At 51.8% G+C, this 18211-nt stretch carries 16 protein-coding genes; 3 read left to right on the forward strand and 13 right to left on the reverse strand.

Going from position 1 to position 18211, the window contains the following annotated elements; all coding sequences use genetic code 11:
- Window positions 1–100: 100 nt before the first annotated feature.
- From T458_RS44230 to T458_RS44250, 5 genes are all read right to left on the reverse strand, one after another.
- A complete protein-coding gene (locus T458_RS44230; protein WP_023557509.1) occupies window positions 101–1084 on the reverse strand; it encodes an ABC transporter ATP-binding protein in 984 nt (327 codons plus the stop codon).
- Window positions 1081–2082 (reverse strand): ABC transporter ATP-binding protein, encoded by a 1002-nt coding sequence (locus tag T458_RS44235; protein ID WP_023557510.1) that lies wholly within the window; start codon window positions 2080–2082, stop codon window positions 1081–1083. Before T458_RS44235 ends, T458_RS44230 begins: the two co-directional genes overlap by 4 nt.
- A 12-nt stretch (window positions 2083–2094) precedes the next feature.
- Window positions 2095–3072 carry an ABC transporter permease gene (locus T458_RS44240; RefSeq protein WP_023557511.1) on the reverse strand — a complete coding sequence of 326 codons (978 nt, stop codon included), beginning with the start codon at window positions 3070–3072 and terminating at the stop codon, window positions 2095–2097.
- 8 nt (window positions 3073–3080) lie between these two features.
- Window positions 3081–4007 (reverse strand): ABC transporter permease, encoded by a 927-nt coding sequence (locus T458_RS44245; RefSeq protein WP_023557512.1) that lies wholly within the window; start codon window positions 4005–4007, stop codon window positions 3081–3083.
- 265 nt (window positions 4008–4272) lie between these two features.
- Window positions 4273–5271, reverse strand: a complete 999-nt coding sequence (locus tag T458_RS44250) for a quinone oxidoreductase family protein (protein ID WP_023557513.1) — start codon at window positions 5269–5271, stop codon at window positions 4273–4275.
- A gap of 183 nt (window positions 5272–5454) precedes the next feature.
- Between T458_RS44250 and T458_RS44255 the strand changes: the two genes are divergently transcribed.
- From T458_RS44255 to T458_RS44265, 3 genes are all read left to right on the forward strand, one after another.
- Window positions 5455–6720, forward strand: a complete 1266-nt coding sequence (locus tag T458_RS44255) for a dicarboxylate/amino acid:cation symporter (protein WP_023557514.1) — start codon at window positions 5455–5457, stop codon at window positions 6718–6720.
- A 12-nt stretch (window positions 6721–6732) separates the two neighbouring features.
- The gene (gene dapF / locus T458_RS44260; protein ID WP_023557515.1) at window positions 6733–7587 is read left to right on the forward strand and encodes a diaminopimelate epimerase; all 855 of its coding nucleotides are present in this window, start codon (window positions 6733–6735) and stop codon (window positions 7585–7587) included.
- A gap of 82 nt (window positions 7588–7669) precedes the next feature.
- Window positions 7670–8224: a DUF3267 domain-containing protein gene (locus T458_RS44265; protein ID WP_023557516.1), complete on the forward strand. Its 555-nt coding sequence runs from the start codon at window positions 7670–7672 to the stop codon at window positions 8222–8224.
- Here the strand turns inward: T458_RS44265 and T458_RS44270 are convergent.
- The 8 genes from T458_RS44270 to menC form a co-directional block, all read right to left on the reverse strand.
- Window positions 8221–9375 (reverse strand): P1 family peptidase, encoded by a 1155-nt coding sequence (locus T458_RS44270; RefSeq protein ID WP_023557517.1) that lies wholly within the window; start codon window positions 9373–9375, stop codon window positions 8221–8223. The two genes, T458_RS44265 and T458_RS44270, sit on opposite strands and share 4 nt — an antisense overlap.
- 181 nt (window positions 9376–9556) lie before the next feature.
- On the reverse strand, window positions 9557–10969 hold the full coding sequence (gene ltrA / locus T458_RS44275) for a group II intron reverse transcriptase/maturase (RefSeq protein WP_023555536.1): 1413 nt from the start codon (window positions 10967–10969) through the stop codon (window positions 9557–9559).
- Between the two features lie 459 nt (window positions 10970–11428).
- Window positions 11429–12409: a response regulator gene (locus T458_RS44280; protein ID WP_023557518.1), complete on the reverse strand. Its 981-nt coding sequence runs from the start codon at window positions 12407–12409 to the stop codon at window positions 11429–11431.
- A 126-nt stretch (window positions 12410–12535) separates the two neighbouring features.
- On the reverse strand, window positions 12536–13375 hold the full coding sequence (locus T458_RS44285) for a M55 family metallopeptidase (RefSeq protein ID WP_023557519.1): 840 nt from the start codon (window positions 13373–13375) through the stop codon (window positions 12536–12538).
- Between the two features lie 24 nt (window positions 13376–13399).
- Window positions 13400–14821, reverse strand: coding sequence for a serine hydrolase domain-containing protein (locus tag T458_RS44290; protein WP_023557520.1), 1422 nt, complete (start codon window positions 14819–14821; stop codon window positions 13400–13402).
- Window position 14822: 1 nt separating this feature from the next.
- Entirely contained in the window at window positions 14823–16232 is a 1410-nt protein-coding gene (locus tag T458_RS44295) for a serine hydrolase (protein WP_023557521.1), read from the reverse strand.
- A gap of 1 nt (window position 16233) precedes the next feature.
- Complete coding sequence (locus tag T458_RS44300; protein ID WP_023557522.1) at window positions 16234–17064, reverse strand: GNAT family N-acetyltransferase; 831 nt, start codon at window positions 17062–17064, stop codon at window positions 16234–16236.
- 18 nt (window positions 17065–17082) lie between these two features.
- On the reverse strand, window positions 17083–18210 hold the full coding sequence (gene menC / locus T458_RS44305) for an o-succinylbenzoate synthase (RefSeq protein WP_023557523.1): 1128 nt from the start codon (window positions 18208–18210) through the stop codon (window positions 17083–17085).
- Between the last annotated feature and the right edge of the window lies 1 nt (window position 18211).

Consider the following 18211-nt stretch of genomic DNA (forward strand, 5'->3'; position numbering starts at 1 on the left):
TTCCCCCTCTGTTCTGTAATGTATGAAAATCCGTCTTGGAAGACAGCTTTCATCTGAGGCTGGTGCTTGCGGTCATCAAAACGGACATGACCGTTTTGGATCAGGAAACGATGTGGCAAGCTACCTGGTGTCCATTCCCAACGTCTTTTAATGCAGGCTTCGCTTCCCGACATGCTGCAACAGCATAGGCACAGCGCGTCTGGAAAGCGCAGCCCGGAGGCGGGTCGAGCGGACTTGGCACATCTCCTTGCAGATGAATGCGTTTACTCTTCTCTGCCAGATCCGGGTCAGGGATTGGCACGGCGGAGAGAAGCGCTTTGGTATAAGGATGCTGCATGTTGGTATACAGCTCATGCGCATCCGCGATTTCAACCAGACTGCCCAGGTACATCACTCCTACCTTGTGGGAGATATGCCGCACCATCGACAGGTCGTGGGAGATGAACAAATAGGTAAGCCCGAATCTCTCCTGCAGGTCCTCCAGCATATTGACGACCTGCGCCTGAATCGAGACGTCCAGTGCCGAAATCGGCTCATCGCAAACGATAAATTCGGGCTCTACAGCGAGGGCGCGGGCGATCCCGATCCGCTGGCGCTGTCCTCCGGAAAATTCATGCGGGTAGCGGTTGATGTGATCTCGCTTCAAGCCGACGAGTTCGACCAATTCACGGATCCGGTCAGAGCGATCCTTCCCTTTGCAGATCCGATGGACATCCAGCGGATCCCCGATGATCTCTCCCACTGTCATGCGCGGATCAAGGGAAGCGTAAGGATCTTGAAAAATCATCTGCATTTTCTTGCGGTATGGCAGGAGTTCACTGTGCTTTAGATTTTCCAGCGGAGCGCCTTGGAAAAGAATCTGTCCGGATGTGGGCTCGTATAGTCTTAACAGCGTTCGTCCAGCTGTCGTCTTGCCGCAGCCTGATTCGCCGACGAGTCCCAGCGTCTCCCCCTTTTTGATTGAAAAGCTGATGTCGTCTACTGCCTTGAGCTGGCGGTCGCTGCGGCTGAACAAGCCTTTTTTCACATCAAAGTATTTCTTCAAATGTTTGACTTCGATCAGATTTTCAGTCGTTTGGGTCATGAGCCAATCACCTCTCTTTCTGCTTTTGCAGCTTTCGGGTGCATCAGCCAGCACGCAGCCCGATGGCTCTCGCTCAAAGAGATGGAGACTGGAGAATACTTCGTGCAAACCTTCATCGCGTGCTCGCAGCGGGCAGCAAACGCACAGCCCTGCGGCGGCGCCAACAAATCAGGCGGACTTCCCGGGATCGGAATCAGCTTTTTCTTTTCCCCTTCGGATACCTTGGGCATGGAACGAATCAGTCCCCATGTATAGGGATGCTGCGGGTTGTAGAAGACTTCCCGCGTCGTGCCTTCCTCTACGATCTGGCCGCCGTACATGACAATGATCCGACTGCACATACTGGCTACGACGCCCAAATCATGGGTGATCAGTACAATAGAGGTATTGCTTTTCTTTTTCAAATCCCGCATCAAATCGAGAATCTGGGCTTGGATCGTCACGTCCAGCGCGGTCGTCGGTTCATCAGCGATTAACAGCTTGGGGTTGCAAGAGATTGCGATGGCGATCATCACCCGCTGCCTCATTCCCCCGGAAAATTCGTGCGGATATTGATTGAGCCTGGTTTCAGGACTCGGGATCTCCACCATTTTCAGTACTTCGATGGCCTTTTTCTTTGCTTCTGCCTTGGAAAGCTTCAAATGGATGCGAATCGGCTCCATAAGCTGATCGCCGATGGTGAACAAAGGATTGAGCGAAGTCATCGGGTCTTGAAAAATCATGCCGATATCGTTGCCATGCAGCCGGCGCATTTGCGTATGATCCATATCCATGATCTCAGTACCATCGAACAGAAGGCGATCCGCTTCGATGCTGGCGTTGTCAGGCAACAGACGCATGATCGACAGCATGGAGACGCTTTTTCCAGAGCCCGATTCTCCGACGATCCCCACCGACTCTCCTTTCTCGACATGAAAGGAGATCCCGCGAACAGCTTGAACTTGCCCTGCTTCGATATGGAAGGTGGTTCGTAAATTGTTGACCTGAAGCAATTTCACAGGTTATCCCCCCTATTTCTTCAGACGTGGATCCAGCGCATCCCTCAACCCGTCGCCGATAAAATTGAGCGCAAACATCGTGATGCTGATCGCGAGCGCAGGGAACAGCATCTGGTACGGTTGGGTAAACAAAGTGGGGATGGCGTCGTTCACGAGTGTGCCCCAGCTTGCGATCGGCACCTGAATCCCGATCCCGAGAAAGCTCAGGAACGCTTCGGAAAAGATCGCGGATGGAACCAGGAAGGTAACGGTCACGATAATCGGCCCGATGCTGTTGGGTATGAGGTGTTTAAACAAGATGCGCAGATTGGAGGAACCAATGGCCCGTGCAGCGAGTGCGTATTCCTGATGCTTGAGCGTCACGACCTGCGAGCGGACGATACGCGCCGTCCCGATCCAGGAAGTCAGGCACAAGGCGATCAAGATGCTCTGGATGCTGTTGCCGAGGAACATCATCACCAAAATGATGTAGAGCAGATCCGGCACCCCGATCATGATATCGACGATGCGCATCAGCAGCATGTCGACTCTACCTCCAAAATACCCGGATATGCCGCCGTAGATGATGCCGATCACCATGTTGATGGCTGCTGCGACAAAGCCGATCAAGAGACTGATTCTCGCACCGTACAGCGTCCTGACGAAAATGTCGCGCCCAAACTTGTCCGTCCCAAACCAGTGCTCGGCAGATGGGGGGTGATTTCCGTTTTCCAAATTTTGGCCATCGTACGTATATTCAGAAAATATTGGTCCGAAAATAGCTGCGACTGCCATCACGATAATGACGCACAATCCGATCATCGCCAACGGATCTTTGCGAAAGCGAGCCCAGGCATCCTGCCAGTACGACTTGCTCGGACGAGTGATTTCTTCATTATCTTGCCGATCGGATTCATCCAGCTTTTCAAACAGGTCATCTGGAAGATCACCTGCAGCGCTCGTGGAGAATGGACCATCTTCTCTTTCTTTCATTCGGGCCGTATGAATCATACCATCACCTACTCATCCATTTTTACGCGACGATCAATCACCGCATAGAGAACATCCACAATGATATTGGCTACGACGATGAATGCTCCGAAGAAGACCGTCATGCCTAAAATGACAGAATAGTCACGGTCGCTGATCCCTGTCACGAAGTCCCTGCCGATACCGGGGATGGAGAAAATCCGTTCAATGACAAAGCTTCCGGTCAAAAGTATGGCCACCAATGGGCCTAAATAAGTAACGATAGGAATAATGGCATTTTTCAATGCGTGCTTGCATATGACTTTCAGTTCGTGGACACCTTTGGCACGGGCCGTGCGGATGTAATCGTATCTCATCACTTCGAGCATGCTGGAGCGCATCAATCTCGCTATATAGGCGATGGGACCAAAGGAAAGTCCGGCAACAGGAAGAATGTAGTGCTGCCAGGAGGTCAATCCGAATGTCGGCAACACCTTCAGCACGACAGCAAACAAGAAAAGCATCAGCACCGATAATACGAAGCTGGGAATGGAGATTCCTACCGTGGCGATAATCATCGCCAGCCAGTCAGCCCACTTCCCTCTTTTGATCGCGGACGTGATGCCGAGCGGAATTCCCACCAGCAATGCGACAACGATGGCTATGCTCCCGACTTTGGCCGAAACGGGAAATCCCTGCTCGATGATCTCATTCACGGTCACATCTCTTTGTTTGAACGAAAGACCGAAATCCCCTTGGGCCAGATTCTTCAAGTAGTTCACATACTGTACAGGAATCGGGTCATTCAGACCGTATTTCTCTTCGATTTTTTCCAGTACCTGTTTCGGCACTTTTCGTTCTTCTGCAGGGCTGAACGGTCCTCCCGGGATCGCATGCATGAGGAAAAAGGTGACGGTTGTCAGTACGAACATGGTAATGAGGCCTGCGACAATCCTTTTCACAATATAACGTCCCATTTGCTCACTCCTCTCCTTCGTGGATGTTTTCATGCATGCAAGTGCATTTTCATAAATATTTGATAAATCAAAATTGTAAGTCAATTATAGCTTGAAAGTAACGGAACCCGTCAAGTGCTAGTAAACAATAGACCTATATTGCATATATTGGTTTCGTGCGGTTTGTTATAAGAAATTTTAATAGCGAATATATATTATAGTAAAAGTAAAAAACTCTCATCCCGGATTGTAGAGTCATAGAATGAGAGTTTTTATGGGTGATTATTTAATCCTGCGAACCGAGCGTCTGGTTGACCTCCAGCAACACTTTTCCCGTGCTTCGGCGGCTTTCTACCCATTCATGCGCCAAAGCGGCTTCCTGTAATGGAAACGTTTTGCCGATCTTGATCTGCAGCTTTCCGTCTGCGATCAGGGGCAGGACTCGTTCGGCAACCGGTCGAAGCAGATGCGGGCGTTTTTGCCGTGTTGTACCAAAACTAAAGCCGAGAACCGAACGGCAACTCGCATGCAGATCGACCGTCTGAAATCTCCCTACTTCCCCGCTCGCATTGCCAAAATGGACGAGCCTGCCGTATGGGGACAGACAAGCCATGCTTTGTTCAAAGACACGTCCGGAGATGGAGTCGAGGATGACATCAGCTCCGACGCCACGGGTAAGCTCGTTTACCCGCGCAGCAAAATCCTCCTGCTGATGGCATATGACAGTATCAGCTCCCGCCTCTCGGGCAAATTGCGCTTTACTCTCGTCCCCAACTGTACCGATAACCAGCCCTGCCCCAAGAATTTTGGCCAATTGAATCGCCGTAGTCCCGATTCCGCCTGATGCTGCGTGGATCAGTACAGTCTCTCCTTGCTCTACCCTCGCTACGTCCGCGAGCAGCTTGTAGGAAGTAAAGGAGACGATTGGGCACGCTGCTGCTGTTCGGAAATCCAGATGATCCGGAATGGCGAAGGTCAGATCCTCGTCCGCAGCCACATACTCGGCGTACGAGCCGTTGGCAGGGAATGCGATGACCTTTTGACCCGCTTGAATATGCGTTACTTCCGCTCCTACGCGTTCAACCACCCCTGCCACATCCAAGCCTGGAATGAACGGAAGCTTGCCTCCCCCTTTTTTTCCGTACCTGGCCTTGATGTCTGCAAAGTTGACACTGGTGGCTGCAACGCGGATCAGAACCTGCTTGGCATGCATCTCAGGCAGGTCAGTGTCGGTATAGATCATGTTTTCCGGACCGCCAAAAGCAGTGACCATAATAGCTTTCATCGTGAATCCTCCCCGTCTACGGTCTGATATCTTTTCCTTTGAAATTTTTTCCTAACAGACGTATCGTAGCACAATCAAAAAAGATTCTGTCAGCCGTAAAAGTTTTCTGAAGATTTTAAAAAGAAAGTTTGTATAATGATACTAGACTTTCTTAATTTTTATTTGATAGGGAGGTATTTTTGCATGGTTGAAGGAACGAAAAGCAGTGTTTGGCAATCGTATCGCTATCCCATCATGCTTCTGATCTGTATTGCGCTTGGAGCGATCATCGGAATCTTGATGGGGAAAGACGCCGAAGCCTTGAAGCCCTTTGGCGACATCTTCATCAACATGATGTTTACTATTGTCGTCCCGCTCGTGTTCGTCAACATCAGCAGTGCCGTAGCCAACATCGTCGACTTGAAGCGGCTGGGAAAAATCCTCGGGGTCATGCTCGCTGTCTTCGTGATCACCGGCATCATCTCTTCCATCCTCATGCTGGTCGGAGTCTCGATTTTCCCGCCTGCTGAAGGAATCAAGGTGGAACTGCAGGCACCAGAGGAAATCAACCAGCTCAACACGGCTGATCAGTTTGTGCAAGCCTTCACCGTTTCCAATTTCAGCGATATTTTATCCCGCAAGAACATGCTGGCTCTCATTGTCTTTTCGATCTTGTTTGGATTATCGGTCAGCCTGGCTGGTGAGAAAGGACGAAAAGTGGCAGAGGGATTACATGCACTCTCCGAAGTGATGATCAAGATGATCAAACTTTTGATGTACTACGCTCCTATTGGACTTGGGGCTTATTTTGCCAATCTCGTCGGGGTTTTTGGCCCGGACCTGCTCGGTTCCTATGCTAGAGCAATGGCCATCTATTATCCAATCTCTTTTCTTTATTTTCTTCTTGCCTTCACGATTTACGCATACTTGGCCATGGGCAAGGGAGCACCTCGTCTCTTCTGGAAACATGCGATCTCTCCTGCCGTTACTTCTTTCGCCACCGGGAGCAGCGTCGCTACCATTCCGGTAAACCTTGCTGCAACCGAAAAAATCGGCGTGCCCAAGGACGTGCGCGAGATTGTCATTCCGTTTGGAGCCACGGCTCATATGGATGGATCCTGTCTAAGTGCGATCCTGAAAATCTCGTTTATCTTCGGTCTCTTCAATATGCCGTTCCACGGTTTGGACACCTATTTGACCGCGATTATGATCGCTGTGCTAAGCGGGGTCGTCATGTCCGGAGTTCCGGGCGGCGGTTTTATCGGTGAGATGCTGATTGTCACCATGTACGGCTTCCCTCCGGAAGCACTGCCCATCATCGCCATGCTGGGTACGCTTGTCGATCCGCCTGCCACGATGGTCAACGCTACCGGTGATACGGTTGCCAGCATGATGGTCGCACGCATCGTCGACGGGAAAGAGTGGATGAAAAAGAAAATACTCGGCCAGGAAGAAACAGCTTCCATGTAAAGGAGAACAATCGTGACTTCTCTCAAGATTCCTTTTATGAAAATGAACGGCTGCGGCAATGATTTCATCATCGTCGACAATCGCCAGGGCATCATGGACGGATTTGATTTGTCCCGGTTTGTCCAACGTGTTTGCGCGCGAGGAATCTCGATGGGTGCTGACGGCTTCATGATGCTGGAGCACTCGGAGCGTGCGGATTTCAAGATGCGTTATTTCAACGCAGACGGCAGTGAAGGAGAGATGTGCGGCAACGGGGCGAGATGCCTGTCCCGGTTCGCGCATGCCGTCGGGGCAGCAAAGGATACCATGTGGTTCGAGACCCTGGCCGGGTTCTACCATGCACAGATTCACCCGGAATCACAACTCGTGCGGGTAAGTTATCCCGACGTAGTGCTGGATGAGCTGAAGCTGAACCAGCCTTATCCAATGGATGGACCAGCTGCGCTGTATCATTACGGATGGATCGGAGTCCCACATACGGTCTGGTTTGTCGATCGCCTCGCAGCGATTTCCGATCGGCAAATCATTGACTGGGGCAGACAGATTCGCTATGATAGAATTTACTTTCCTCAAGGGACCAACGTTAATTTTGTCGAGGTCCTGGACGGGAATACCTTGCAGATCCGAACCTACGAACGCGGAGTCGAGGCAGAGACCTATGCCTGCGGTTCCGGATCGACAGCGGCGGCGGTCATCGCCGGAATGCTGGGACTGGTAGAGACAGGTTCGCCAGTGAGCGTCCATACTCGCGGCGGCATCTTGCAGATATCCTATCAGCTTGCAGAGGGGTTGGCCCAGGAAGTAACCATGGAGGGAAACGCCAAGATTGTAGCCTCCGGCGAGCTTCTCCCGGACGCTTGGCTATAACGGAAGACCGATTCATGCGCAAAAGCCCTTCCTGTCAGGGAAGGGCTTTCATACGTTTACATCGACTGGAGGGGTTTCATTCTTGGAAACACATGTAAAAGAGCAGCGTGTCACCTTGCAGCCTTGGAAGGCAAACGTATACGGAACTGTCTTTTCCATCCTGTTCTTCGTGATATCCATAATCTTGTATGGAGGGGAAGTTCATTTTTCCATTACGCTGCCAGACCTTCTGTTCTTTATCCTTTTGATCGTCGTGGGGATTGTCGTCCACGAGGCCTTGCATGGGCTTGGGTTTTATTTGAGTGGAAAAGTAGCCTGGTCTGATATCCGTTTTGGCGTCATCTGGAAAAAAATGATTTTCTACGCCTGCTGCTTACAACCACTGCCCATCTCCAACTATCGTCTGGCGGTCCTTCTTCCCGGCGTCTTGCTCGGGATCATTCCGTACTGTATCGCTCTGTATGCTCAGTCTCTTTTCTGGTATTCGTGGAGCATCATCATGATTCTCGGCGCATTCGGAGATGGATACATTCTCTGGACATTGCGAAGATTCGGGAAAGAGACGCGAATCGCCGATGACACAGATGCTATTGGATATATTGCGTACGTGACAGAGCCAACCCAGCCAAAGGCTTAGCGGGAAACCAGATCGCGATAAGCCGGCAGCCCCTCTGCTCCCTCCGCCGCTTTAATGGCATTGACTACAGCTGCCGCCAGAACCTCGGCCGACAAGGTGCCTACCAGGTTGACGGATGCGTCCACGCCACCTGTAGCTACCGCAAAAATGGTATCCCCGTCACTCATGGTATGGACGGGAAAGATAGACTTCGCAAGACCGTTGTGCGCCATCTGGGCTACCTTGTTGGCTTGCGTCTTGTTCAGGTTGGCATTGCTGGCGACGACGGCAATCGTCGTGTTGGTGCCGCTTGGAACAGGAGGCGCGCTCTGCTCGATCATCCAGGATAAGGCGTCGCGGATCTGTCCCTGGTCGTCGCGCGCTCCCGCCAGGATCTCCCCTGTAACGGGGTCCTGAACCTGTCCGACTGCATTGACTGCGACAATTGCCCCTACGACTAGTCTGTTTGGCAGCCGGACTGATGCGGAGCCCAATCCTCCCTTCATCGCCCGCTTGCCGCCTGCCAGCTTGCCTACTGTTGCCCCTGTCCCCGCCCCTGCATTTCCTTGCTTGACGGGATTTTTACTGGCGATTTTGGCGGCTTCGTACCCCATCTTCTGATCAGGTCGAACCTTGGCGCTGCCAAACGACAGATCAAAGATCACGGCTGCCGGCACAATCGGCACAACACCGACTCCTACCGGATGGCCGATGCCTTGCTCCTCCAAAAAGCGCATGACCCCGCTCGCCGAGTCGAGGCCAAATGCGCTTCCCCCTGTCAAAACAATCGCATTTACTTTTTCAACCATATTGATCGGATTCAGCAAATCCGTCTCTCTTGTCCCCGGTGCCGATCCGCGCACATCTACGCCGCATGGTGAACCTTCCTCCAGCACGACAACGGTACAGCCTGTCATGGCTTTCAAATCCTGCAGCTGTCCTACTTTTATTCCGGGCACGTCTACAATCGTACCGCCTGGTTGGAACAGACTGTCCGCCGGAGCAGCGGCTGCTCCGGCCGTTGCCTGAGATGCAGCAGAACCCTCTGCATTGGCTGTACCGGCACCTGCTAACAAGCTGCCCGGGACCGCTGCAGCTAAACCAATCATCGCTGCCTTGGTGAGAAATTCTCTGCGCGAAAAAGAACGGTTGTCCATTTCCTGGTCGTACATTTTCCTCCCACCTTTTGTGTGCTTTTCACCTATTCTATAATTTTTAGAATATTTCGTCTAATATTTTTCTCCCACAAAAGTCAGCATCATTTTCCGAATCGGGTAGGAGGCTACCCATTATTTGGGCAGCCGACCTCCCACACCACCGTACGTACCGTTCGGTATACGGCGGTTCCTAAGTTTACGCAGTGACTTGTCGATAATAATCTGAAAAGAATATGAAACCGAGTCCTTTGATCGTGTTGTTTCCGAGGGATTGGGCGAGGATGGGACTATTGGAGGTTCTCCAGTAGCTCTTTCTTGTGTTTGCGTATTCCCATGCCTTCTGGTCTTGGACTCCGAATAATTTCAGCATTTTAAACCTTGTCCTTATCCGTTTCCATTGCTTCCAGTAGATCATGCGAATTCGCCTTCGCATCCATTCATCCGTGGTTTGGAGCAGTTTCTTCATGTCGGCAATTTTGAAATAGTTCACCCAGCCCATGATATATCGTCTGAGCTTCACGGCTCTGTCTTCGTTTCCTATTCCGTTGCTTCTTGCGGTCAACTCCTTAACCTTGGTTTTCATCTTCACGATGGATTTCGGATGGATTCTGACTCTCGTCTGCCCCTTGAGGGAGTAAAATGAGAAACCAAGAAATTTGACCTTCCTCGCCTCATCCACGACCGTCTTCTCCCGATTTACTTTGAGGAAGAGTTTCTTCTCGATAAAGGGGAGGATGTTCCTCAGCGCTCGCTCAGCACTTTTTCTGCTCTTGCAGAAGATGAGCAGATCGTCCGCATAGCGGACGAACCTATGACCTCTGTTTTCCAGTTCTGTGTCCAATTCGTTCAGCATGATATTGCTAAGTATTGGACTCAGATTGCCCCCTTGCGGTACACCGACTTCCGTTTCTTCAAACTTATGCTTCACGATGACGCCAGCTTTTAGGTACTTGTGTATGAGTGAGATGACCCGCCCGTCCTTGATGGTTCTCGATAATACCTCGACGAGTTTACTTTGATTCACGGTGTCGAAGTATTTCTCCAAGTCCATATCCACCACGTATTTGTACCCTTCTTGTATGTTCGCCTGACTTCTTCTGATTGCATCATGTGCGCTTCGTTTGGGGCGGAAGCCGAAACTATTCTCGGAGAACTCTTTCTCATAGATCGGCGTAAGCACTTGCGCTATGGCTTGTTGGATGACTCGATCAACAACCGTCGGGATTCCCAGGTTTCTTTTCTTTCCATTCTCTTTGGGGATTTCTACCCTCCGAACGGGGTTCGGACGGTATTTCCCGTCCAGGATTGATTGCCTGAGTGTCTCCCCATTCTCTTTGAGATGTTGTAGAAGTTCATCCACTCCCATCCCATCAATTCCGTGGGAGCCTTTGTTCGCTTTGACTCTCTTGAACGCTTCGTTCAGATTGTTCCTGCTCACAATTTTCTCGAGCAATCCATCCTTCGGCAAGTCTGTGTTGGTGTTATCCGTTTCAGTTATCCTCGCAGGAATGTGCGCTCCCGCATATCCTTCGTGTTCCGCACTATCTTTCTGCGTGAAGCCTTCCGTTGGAAGTTGGCTGCCCTTTGCTCCTGTTTTGGTAACTTTCATTGACTCACACCTCCTTAGGTTCGGCCCTTCCCGCATGTTGTCGACTGCATGCGGTACTATGGCGTCTGCTGACTTCTCATGATAAATCTTGTTTCAACCGTGATTCGAAGTGCATCTCCTCACGTCCATGAGACCTCCCACGGTAAGACGATTCACTTTCCTTCCATATACCCACATCATTTACATTGGTACGTCCGTGTAGTTAATTGGACTTCGTCTTGTTTGGCAGACTCATCCCGTATCCTATGCCTGATGATGTTCGTGTTCCTTGGGCCGGAAGTTTGCCTCCAGCTTCCTTTGGATTCCACCTCGCGGTGGACACCCTTGCTCTTGGCTAGTGGTTGGTAACTACAAACCCCCACAGTGGACTTTCACCACCTAGTTAATCGCCATGCGTGGCACACCAAAAAACGCCCCGCTGCATGAAACAGCGGAGCTTGAGCAGATCCTTCCTGTAGATCAATCGGCCTGTGGAGGAAGAAGTTGTTGGACACGCAGACGGACATTACTGACTTCCTGCAGCATTCCTTTCTCAGAATAGTAGTCGATCAGTTTTTCGGCGAGACTCAGCCAAAGATTCCGCAGCCTTTTGCGTTCTTGTTCTGCCCACAGAAAGTCGTACGCCCCCAGGTAATCCCCTTCATACATGCTGAAGGCATGCGCGCAATCCTCTATCTGCTGCGGAAAATGCTGCTCTGCCTGCTTCACCTGGCCTTCCCATTTTTCCGTATCGACCTGCGCTTCACCGAGCGTAAGCATGTAACCCCTGCCACATTCACCGCTGCGAATGGCGACCGTTCCCATCCCGTTGTTTTGCAAGGTTTGGCGGATGTGATAGATGGCTGTATACAACTGCTGCGCCGCTCTCGATTCCTCGTAGTCCGGCCATAAAAGCTCGATCAAGTGTTGATTGTCAATCACTTGATTTCGATGATGCAGCAAATACGCAAACAACTCCAACGCCTTTGCAGAACCCCATCTGAGCGATTCCGGTTCCTTGCCTGGCAGTTGAACGCGGATTTGTTGAAAACAACAGATCTTTGTTTCTCTTGAGACGATTTGCCTGTCTCGGCCAGCCTCCATTTTTTCACGCAATCGCTGGACGGATTGCTGGAGACGTTCCGGCAACACGGGTTTCAAGAGATAATCCAGCGCATATAGGTCAAATGCCTGCAATGCATAACGGTCAAAAGCAGTCACAAAAACCATCAGTATGTGCGGAAAAGCTGCTTGCACCTGCTCTCCCAGTTGCAAACCGTCTATTTCGGGCATTTGAATATCGAGAAAAACCACATCTGGCTGTAGCTCTTTGATCTGCCCGAGTACGACAGTCGGGTCTGAGAATTCCCCGATACACTCTATATCTGATGCATATGTTTCCAGAGTTTGCTTGAGGTGGCTCAAAGCTAATCGCTCATCGTCGACTAGAATAGCCTTCATGGTGGTTCCCCCTCGCGACTTGTCCATCTCTATCCATTGTATCATCTATGATATGGCAGCAGACAAAAACGCTCAACCTCATTCAACAAATCGTTGAAATAGGCTGAGCGTTGATTTGGACAAGTTTTAAACTCCTGTGATCATTCGATTGACCTGGCCAGTCACTAGCAGCATCGCTTGCAATACGGGCATCATCTCGGCTACATTCTTGCCCGTGTAGCGGATCGTTCGGCCTTCGAGCAGTTCCACACCAGGCATCCAGCTCACGGCTGTCGCAAATTGCGATCGGGTAAACTCGACAACCAGTGTGTTCTCTTCCTGCTGCTGGATCGGCTTTACGGTACTTCGGTTCAGCAGCGCTTCCTTCGCTCTTCGACGGATCTGCTCTCTGGCCCGCTGGGGATGCAGAGCTAGAGAGGAGAGACCGGTAATGCCTGATTTTACTGCAACGGTATAGACGCCCGGAATATCCTCCTCTACTTCCCGAGCCGTCTGCTCATCCCCGGTCACCAAAACGACGGGTACGTGAAAAGCTCCTGCGATGGCAGCATTCAGACCGGCTTCCCCCACTTCTTTTCCATTCAAGATCAGACGATGAATCGCAAGACCGGACAGTGTGTGATTGAGCACCGCCTCCCCTGTTCCTGCCTTCCCGTGATAGCCGACGAAAAAGGCTGCGTCACAGTTTTCATCGATTCCCTGCATCATGCACAGCGGCTTGAAAAAACCGCGGATCACGTCAGCCGCGGGATGCAGCTCTTCCAAAATCAGATTGTTCATCGGACCGTGAGATTCGTTGACAATGATCTGTGTCGCACCCGCTTCCAACGCTCCTTCAATCGCCGCATTCACATCCAATGTCAACAGCCGGCGTCCCGCTTCATAATGCCTGCGGCCAGGGATGACATCCTCCCATTCACTGATACCCGAAATCCCTTCCATATCCAAGGAGATGAAAACTTTCATGAATACCTGCCCCTCCCTTTCTGATCACGCTTCCACTTTTGGCAATTGGCGCGAACCCAAAGCAAAGCGCTTGATCTCTCCCGCCTGGTTCCTTACAAAGCGGACGAGCGTATCTACCCCTCGCCGTGTAAACAGGAATTCATCTTCGCCGATCGGGCGCAGCGGCAAAGACTCACTTCCCATGCCGAGCAGCAGTTGTTCAGCTTCTTGATCTGCCCGAATCTGAACTTCATCGCCTTCCCCTGACTTGAAAGTCCCCTCAAACTGATGTATCTCAGCAAACGGGATTTCATAGTCCGCAAAGCTCGCATACTGGGTCCCCGGAGGACGGAAAAACAGGTTGTTCAACAATCCCAGCGTCAATTCCGAAATCGGGGCATCCCCCACATTGGTCAAAAGGATCCCTGTCAAGCCCGCTTCCGGCAGGATCAGCATTTGTGCTGTAATTCCCTTCAATCCTCCCGTGTGCTGGATGAGTGTCACCCCTTCCGCAAAAGGGATGATCCCTAGTCCATACCCATAGCCGCGTATGGCATCCACCTTCGCATGAGGCGAAACCATCAGCTTGACGCTTTCTTCGGAAAGGATGCGGACACCACCCGAAGTTCCGCCGGTCCGGAACAATTCCGCATACCGCAGCATGTCTTTTGCAGACGCCTTGAGAAATCCCGCTGCGCGCATGGACGGGGAATCCCACCAGATGGGGGCACGGTACACTTCCTTCACGCCTTCCTTTTCTTTGGCTGCGTACAGGGTGGAATGATTGTCATCTCCCAACTCCTCGACAAAGAAGACGGAACGACTCATCCCCAGCGGCTGCAAAATACGTTCTTGCACATAGCTTTCATAGGTTTGCCCGGTGACGCGTTCGATAATGGTCCCCAACAAGGCGTAAGCATCGTTGGAATAACTGAACTCCGTACCTGGAGGACCCAACAATTCGATCGGCTGCTCGCCGATATAAGCCATCAATTGCTCAAAGGTGTCGATCGGCTCTTTGCCGGCAAATTCGGGGTGTTTCAACAGTTCTTCTGCTGCCGGATCATCCTGCATGCTGCGCTGCGTCGCAGGGATCAGCGAGGAAAGCGGCGGAAGTCCCGGCGTGTGAGTCATAAAGTGGTGGATCGTGACATTCCGGGTATGTTCCTCGTCAGGTGTGCGGAACTCAGGCAAATAGCGTATCACGGGATCATGCACGGACAGCTTTCCTTGCTCCTGAAGCTGCATGATGGCGACACAAGTGAACGATTTGGTGATCGATCCAATGCCGAAGACCGTATCCAGATCGGCCGGAATTTTCGCTTCCCGGTCGCGATAGCCAAAGCCTTTTTCATAGATCAGTTGCCCATCCCTGGCAACCGCGATGAACGCTCCCGGCACTTTCGTTTCATCGATCAAATCCTGGGCGTATGACTCAAAGGTCTGTTCCCATGTCTGGACGCTCATCTCATGCCTCCTCCTTTTCTTTGATCAGTTGACGGAAATGGAACGCCACGCGACTGACTTCGCCGGTATTGCTGCGGATAAAGCGAATGTACCTCTCCTGTCCTGTCCCCAGCTTAAAGACAAAGCTGTCTTCCTTCACTGCACGCAGCGGGAGGGTCATGCCTTGGAACTGCAGCTCGAGTCCTTCGTCATTCAAGGAAACCTGAACCTTCTCCCCTTCTCCGGACCGATACTCGCCAATGAATTCATTTAAAAGATCCGCAGATACGGAATAGTCAGGATACAGCGCGATGGGTTCTTCGACCGGAAGTGATTGGGCCGTGTTAATGGCCGCCGCCAAAAGCTCCGCGGAAGGCGAGCCGTCCAGATTAGTCAGGACAACGCAGGCGATTCCTTGCTCGGGTATGATGCATAGCTGAGCGGCCACTCCTTTTATCGCGCCGCCATGCTCGATCAATGTCCCCCCGCGAAAATTCGGTGTCACCATAAATCCGTAGCCGTAGTGGCGGGATGGCTCCAAACCTGCATAATTGCCAATCATCTGACGGACGCTTTCTTCAGACACGATGCGGACGTCCCCAACCATCCCGCCTGTACGGAAGATCTCGGCATAGGCGAGCATATCCCTGCCTGTAGACTTGAGGAAACCGGCAGCCCGCATGGACGGGGCATCCCACCAAAGAGGAGCCGCAATGACTTCTTTGCCTTCTTCCGCTTTTTTGTTCGTATACAGGGTGGTGATATCCTCGTAATCTCCCAACTCTTCGATCAAAAAGACGGTGTGCTTCATGCCAGCCGGTTCGAGGACATTCTCCTTCAGGTAGCTCTCATACGACTGTCCGCTGACCCGTTCGATAATCGCTCCCAGCAAAGAATAGCCATCATTGCTGTAGCTGAATTCGGTACCCGGTTCCCCCAGCAGCTCTACGTCCAGATCTGCAATAAATGCCATGAGTTGCTCATACGTATCGATGGGTTCATGAGCCGTAAGATCGACGCTGCTTTGATTATCCTGCACCGCTGGATCAATCTCCATGCTGCGCCTCATCGCGTAGTACAGCGTTGGCAGCGACGGCAGCCCAGAGGTATGCGACATCAGGTGAGCGATGGTGATCCGCTTCGTCCGCTCTACGTCTTTCGTCCGAAATTCCGGCAAATACGTGACAACCGGATCGTGAACCGAAAGCTTGCCGGCTTCTTGCAGTTGCATAATCGCTACGCAGGTAAAGGACTTGGTGATGGAGCCGATGCCAAACACGGTATCTGGCGTGATCTTTTCCTGCTTTTCCCGATCGCGGTAGCCCAGCCCTTCTGCGTACTGCAATTGTCCGTCCTTGGCGATCCCGATAAAGGCACCGGGCAGCTTGGCGTCTTCCATCCGTTTTCGAGCATACACTTCCAATGGATGCATGTCACATTTCCCCCTCGACGTTTTTTTCTAGCACATACGCGTGAACTGGTTCGTCACTTTTGAGCAAACCGATCACAGTGTACCCATGCAAAAAAGCCGACTTGCACATGTCGCGCAAAGCAAAGCGCCAATCCATCGCCACCTGCAGAGCCTCTTGTTTGAGGCTGTGAATCGACGCAGGGACACCTAGCAAAATGCCCGGATGCTCACCCAAGCCATCCCGAATCAATGGCCGTGGAAGTTTCTGTTGGTCAAGCTCCCAGTCGAGCAGTCGCGGGTACGAGCTCCATCTCGGCTCTTCGTTTTTCCCTCCACTTATCCCAACCATGGTACGCTTGCCGTTCAACTCCCATTCCAGCAAAAAGCGGTCTGACGGCAATCCCTTGTTGATGCCGTCATGCATATCACCGTAGTAGGACTCCATGTATTTCCTCACCTTGCCGCCCAGTTTGCACAAGTTGAGGTAGGCATTGCGCGCCTCTAGCGGATCATAGGTCCAGACAATCCTGTCGTATCCGTAATCCAAGGCCCATTCACGCTGCATCAGCTTGAGCTTCTTGCCGATGCCCATGTCCCGGTACTCTGGCAGAATTCCCAGCATATGCGAGCAAAGAAATCCTTGGCCTTCCCGAAATCCGGCGAAACCATAGCAAAAGCCGACGGGCAAGTCTCCAGCATATGCTGCGATCACGACTCCGCCATTGTGAGACGCAGCCAACAGCTGGGCAGCCGGAGTCATGACTCCTTCTCCCCATATCTCGCATTGCAGCTCTTCGATTTCGGCCATCCGGGCAGCGGATGTAACGGTTCGGTATTGCAGTACCTGATTCATTTGTTCACTCCCCTCGAATCAGGATTTTACATCCGCCATTGTGTAGCTTTTTTCATGTACTTGCAAGGCTTGAACTGCGGACCAATTGATCGCGTAGCCAATCCCGGGGCCATCTGGCACAGCCAGAATGCCTGGCTTGAGGAAAGCCACCTCGGGAACGACGATGTCCTGCTCCCAGTAGCGGTTGGACGTAGAGGTGTCGCCCGGTATGGTAAAATTAGGTAAAGATGTAATCGCGATATTGTGCGCTCTGCCGATCCCGCTCTCCAGCATGCCTCCGCACCAAACCGGCATGTTGTGCGCCTGGCAGAGATCGTGGATTTTTTTGGATTCCGTCAGTCCTCCTACGCGTCCGATCTTGATGTTGATGATCTTGCAGCTCCCCAGTTCGATGGCACGTCTGGCATCCTCCGCTGTATGAATGCTTTCGTCGAGACATATTGGCGTCTTCAATTGATTTTGCAAAAAGGCGTGATCGACGATGTCATCGTGTGCGAGGGGCTGTTCGATCATGATCAGATTGTACTGGTCCAGTTCTTTCATGATGTCGATCTGCTCCAGGGTATACGCCGAGTTGGCATCTGCCATCAGCGGCAGCGAGTCGCCAAAGCGTTTGCGAAGAGCTTCAATCAAGGCAATGTCAAAGCCCGGCTTGATTTTCACCTTGATTTTTTTGTAGCCCTCGGCAACAAAGCCTTCTACTTTCTGCACGACATCCTCCACTGAAGGTTCGATCCCCACGCTTACGCCCACTTCGATTTCCGTGCGTTCGCCGCCAAGTGCTTGAGCCAAGGTCATTCCTTTCTGCTTCGCATACAGATCCCATACCGCCCCTTCGATGGCTGCCTTCGCCATATTGTTGCGGCGTATCGGGGCAAAGAGACGGGCCACGTCTTCCGGCCTCTCGATCGGACTGGTCAGCACCAGCGGAATCAGGAAGGTTTCCAGCATGTAGATGATTGTATCTGTCGTTTCTTCATTATAAAAGGGAAACGGCATGGCTACGCTTTCCGCGTACCCTGTCTCTCCTTCCCCATGCGCACTGACCAGCAGGAAATCGCGTTTCGTCTGTACGCCAAAACTCGTCTCGAATGCGTGCTTCAGCGGCAGGTGCAAGCGTCTTACTTCAATTTTCTCGATCTTCATG

Source organism: Brevibacillus panacihumi W25 (assembly GCF_000503775.1).
GTDB lineage: Bacteria > Bacillota > Bacilli > Brevibacillales > Brevibacillaceae > Brevibacillus > Brevibacillus panacihumi_A.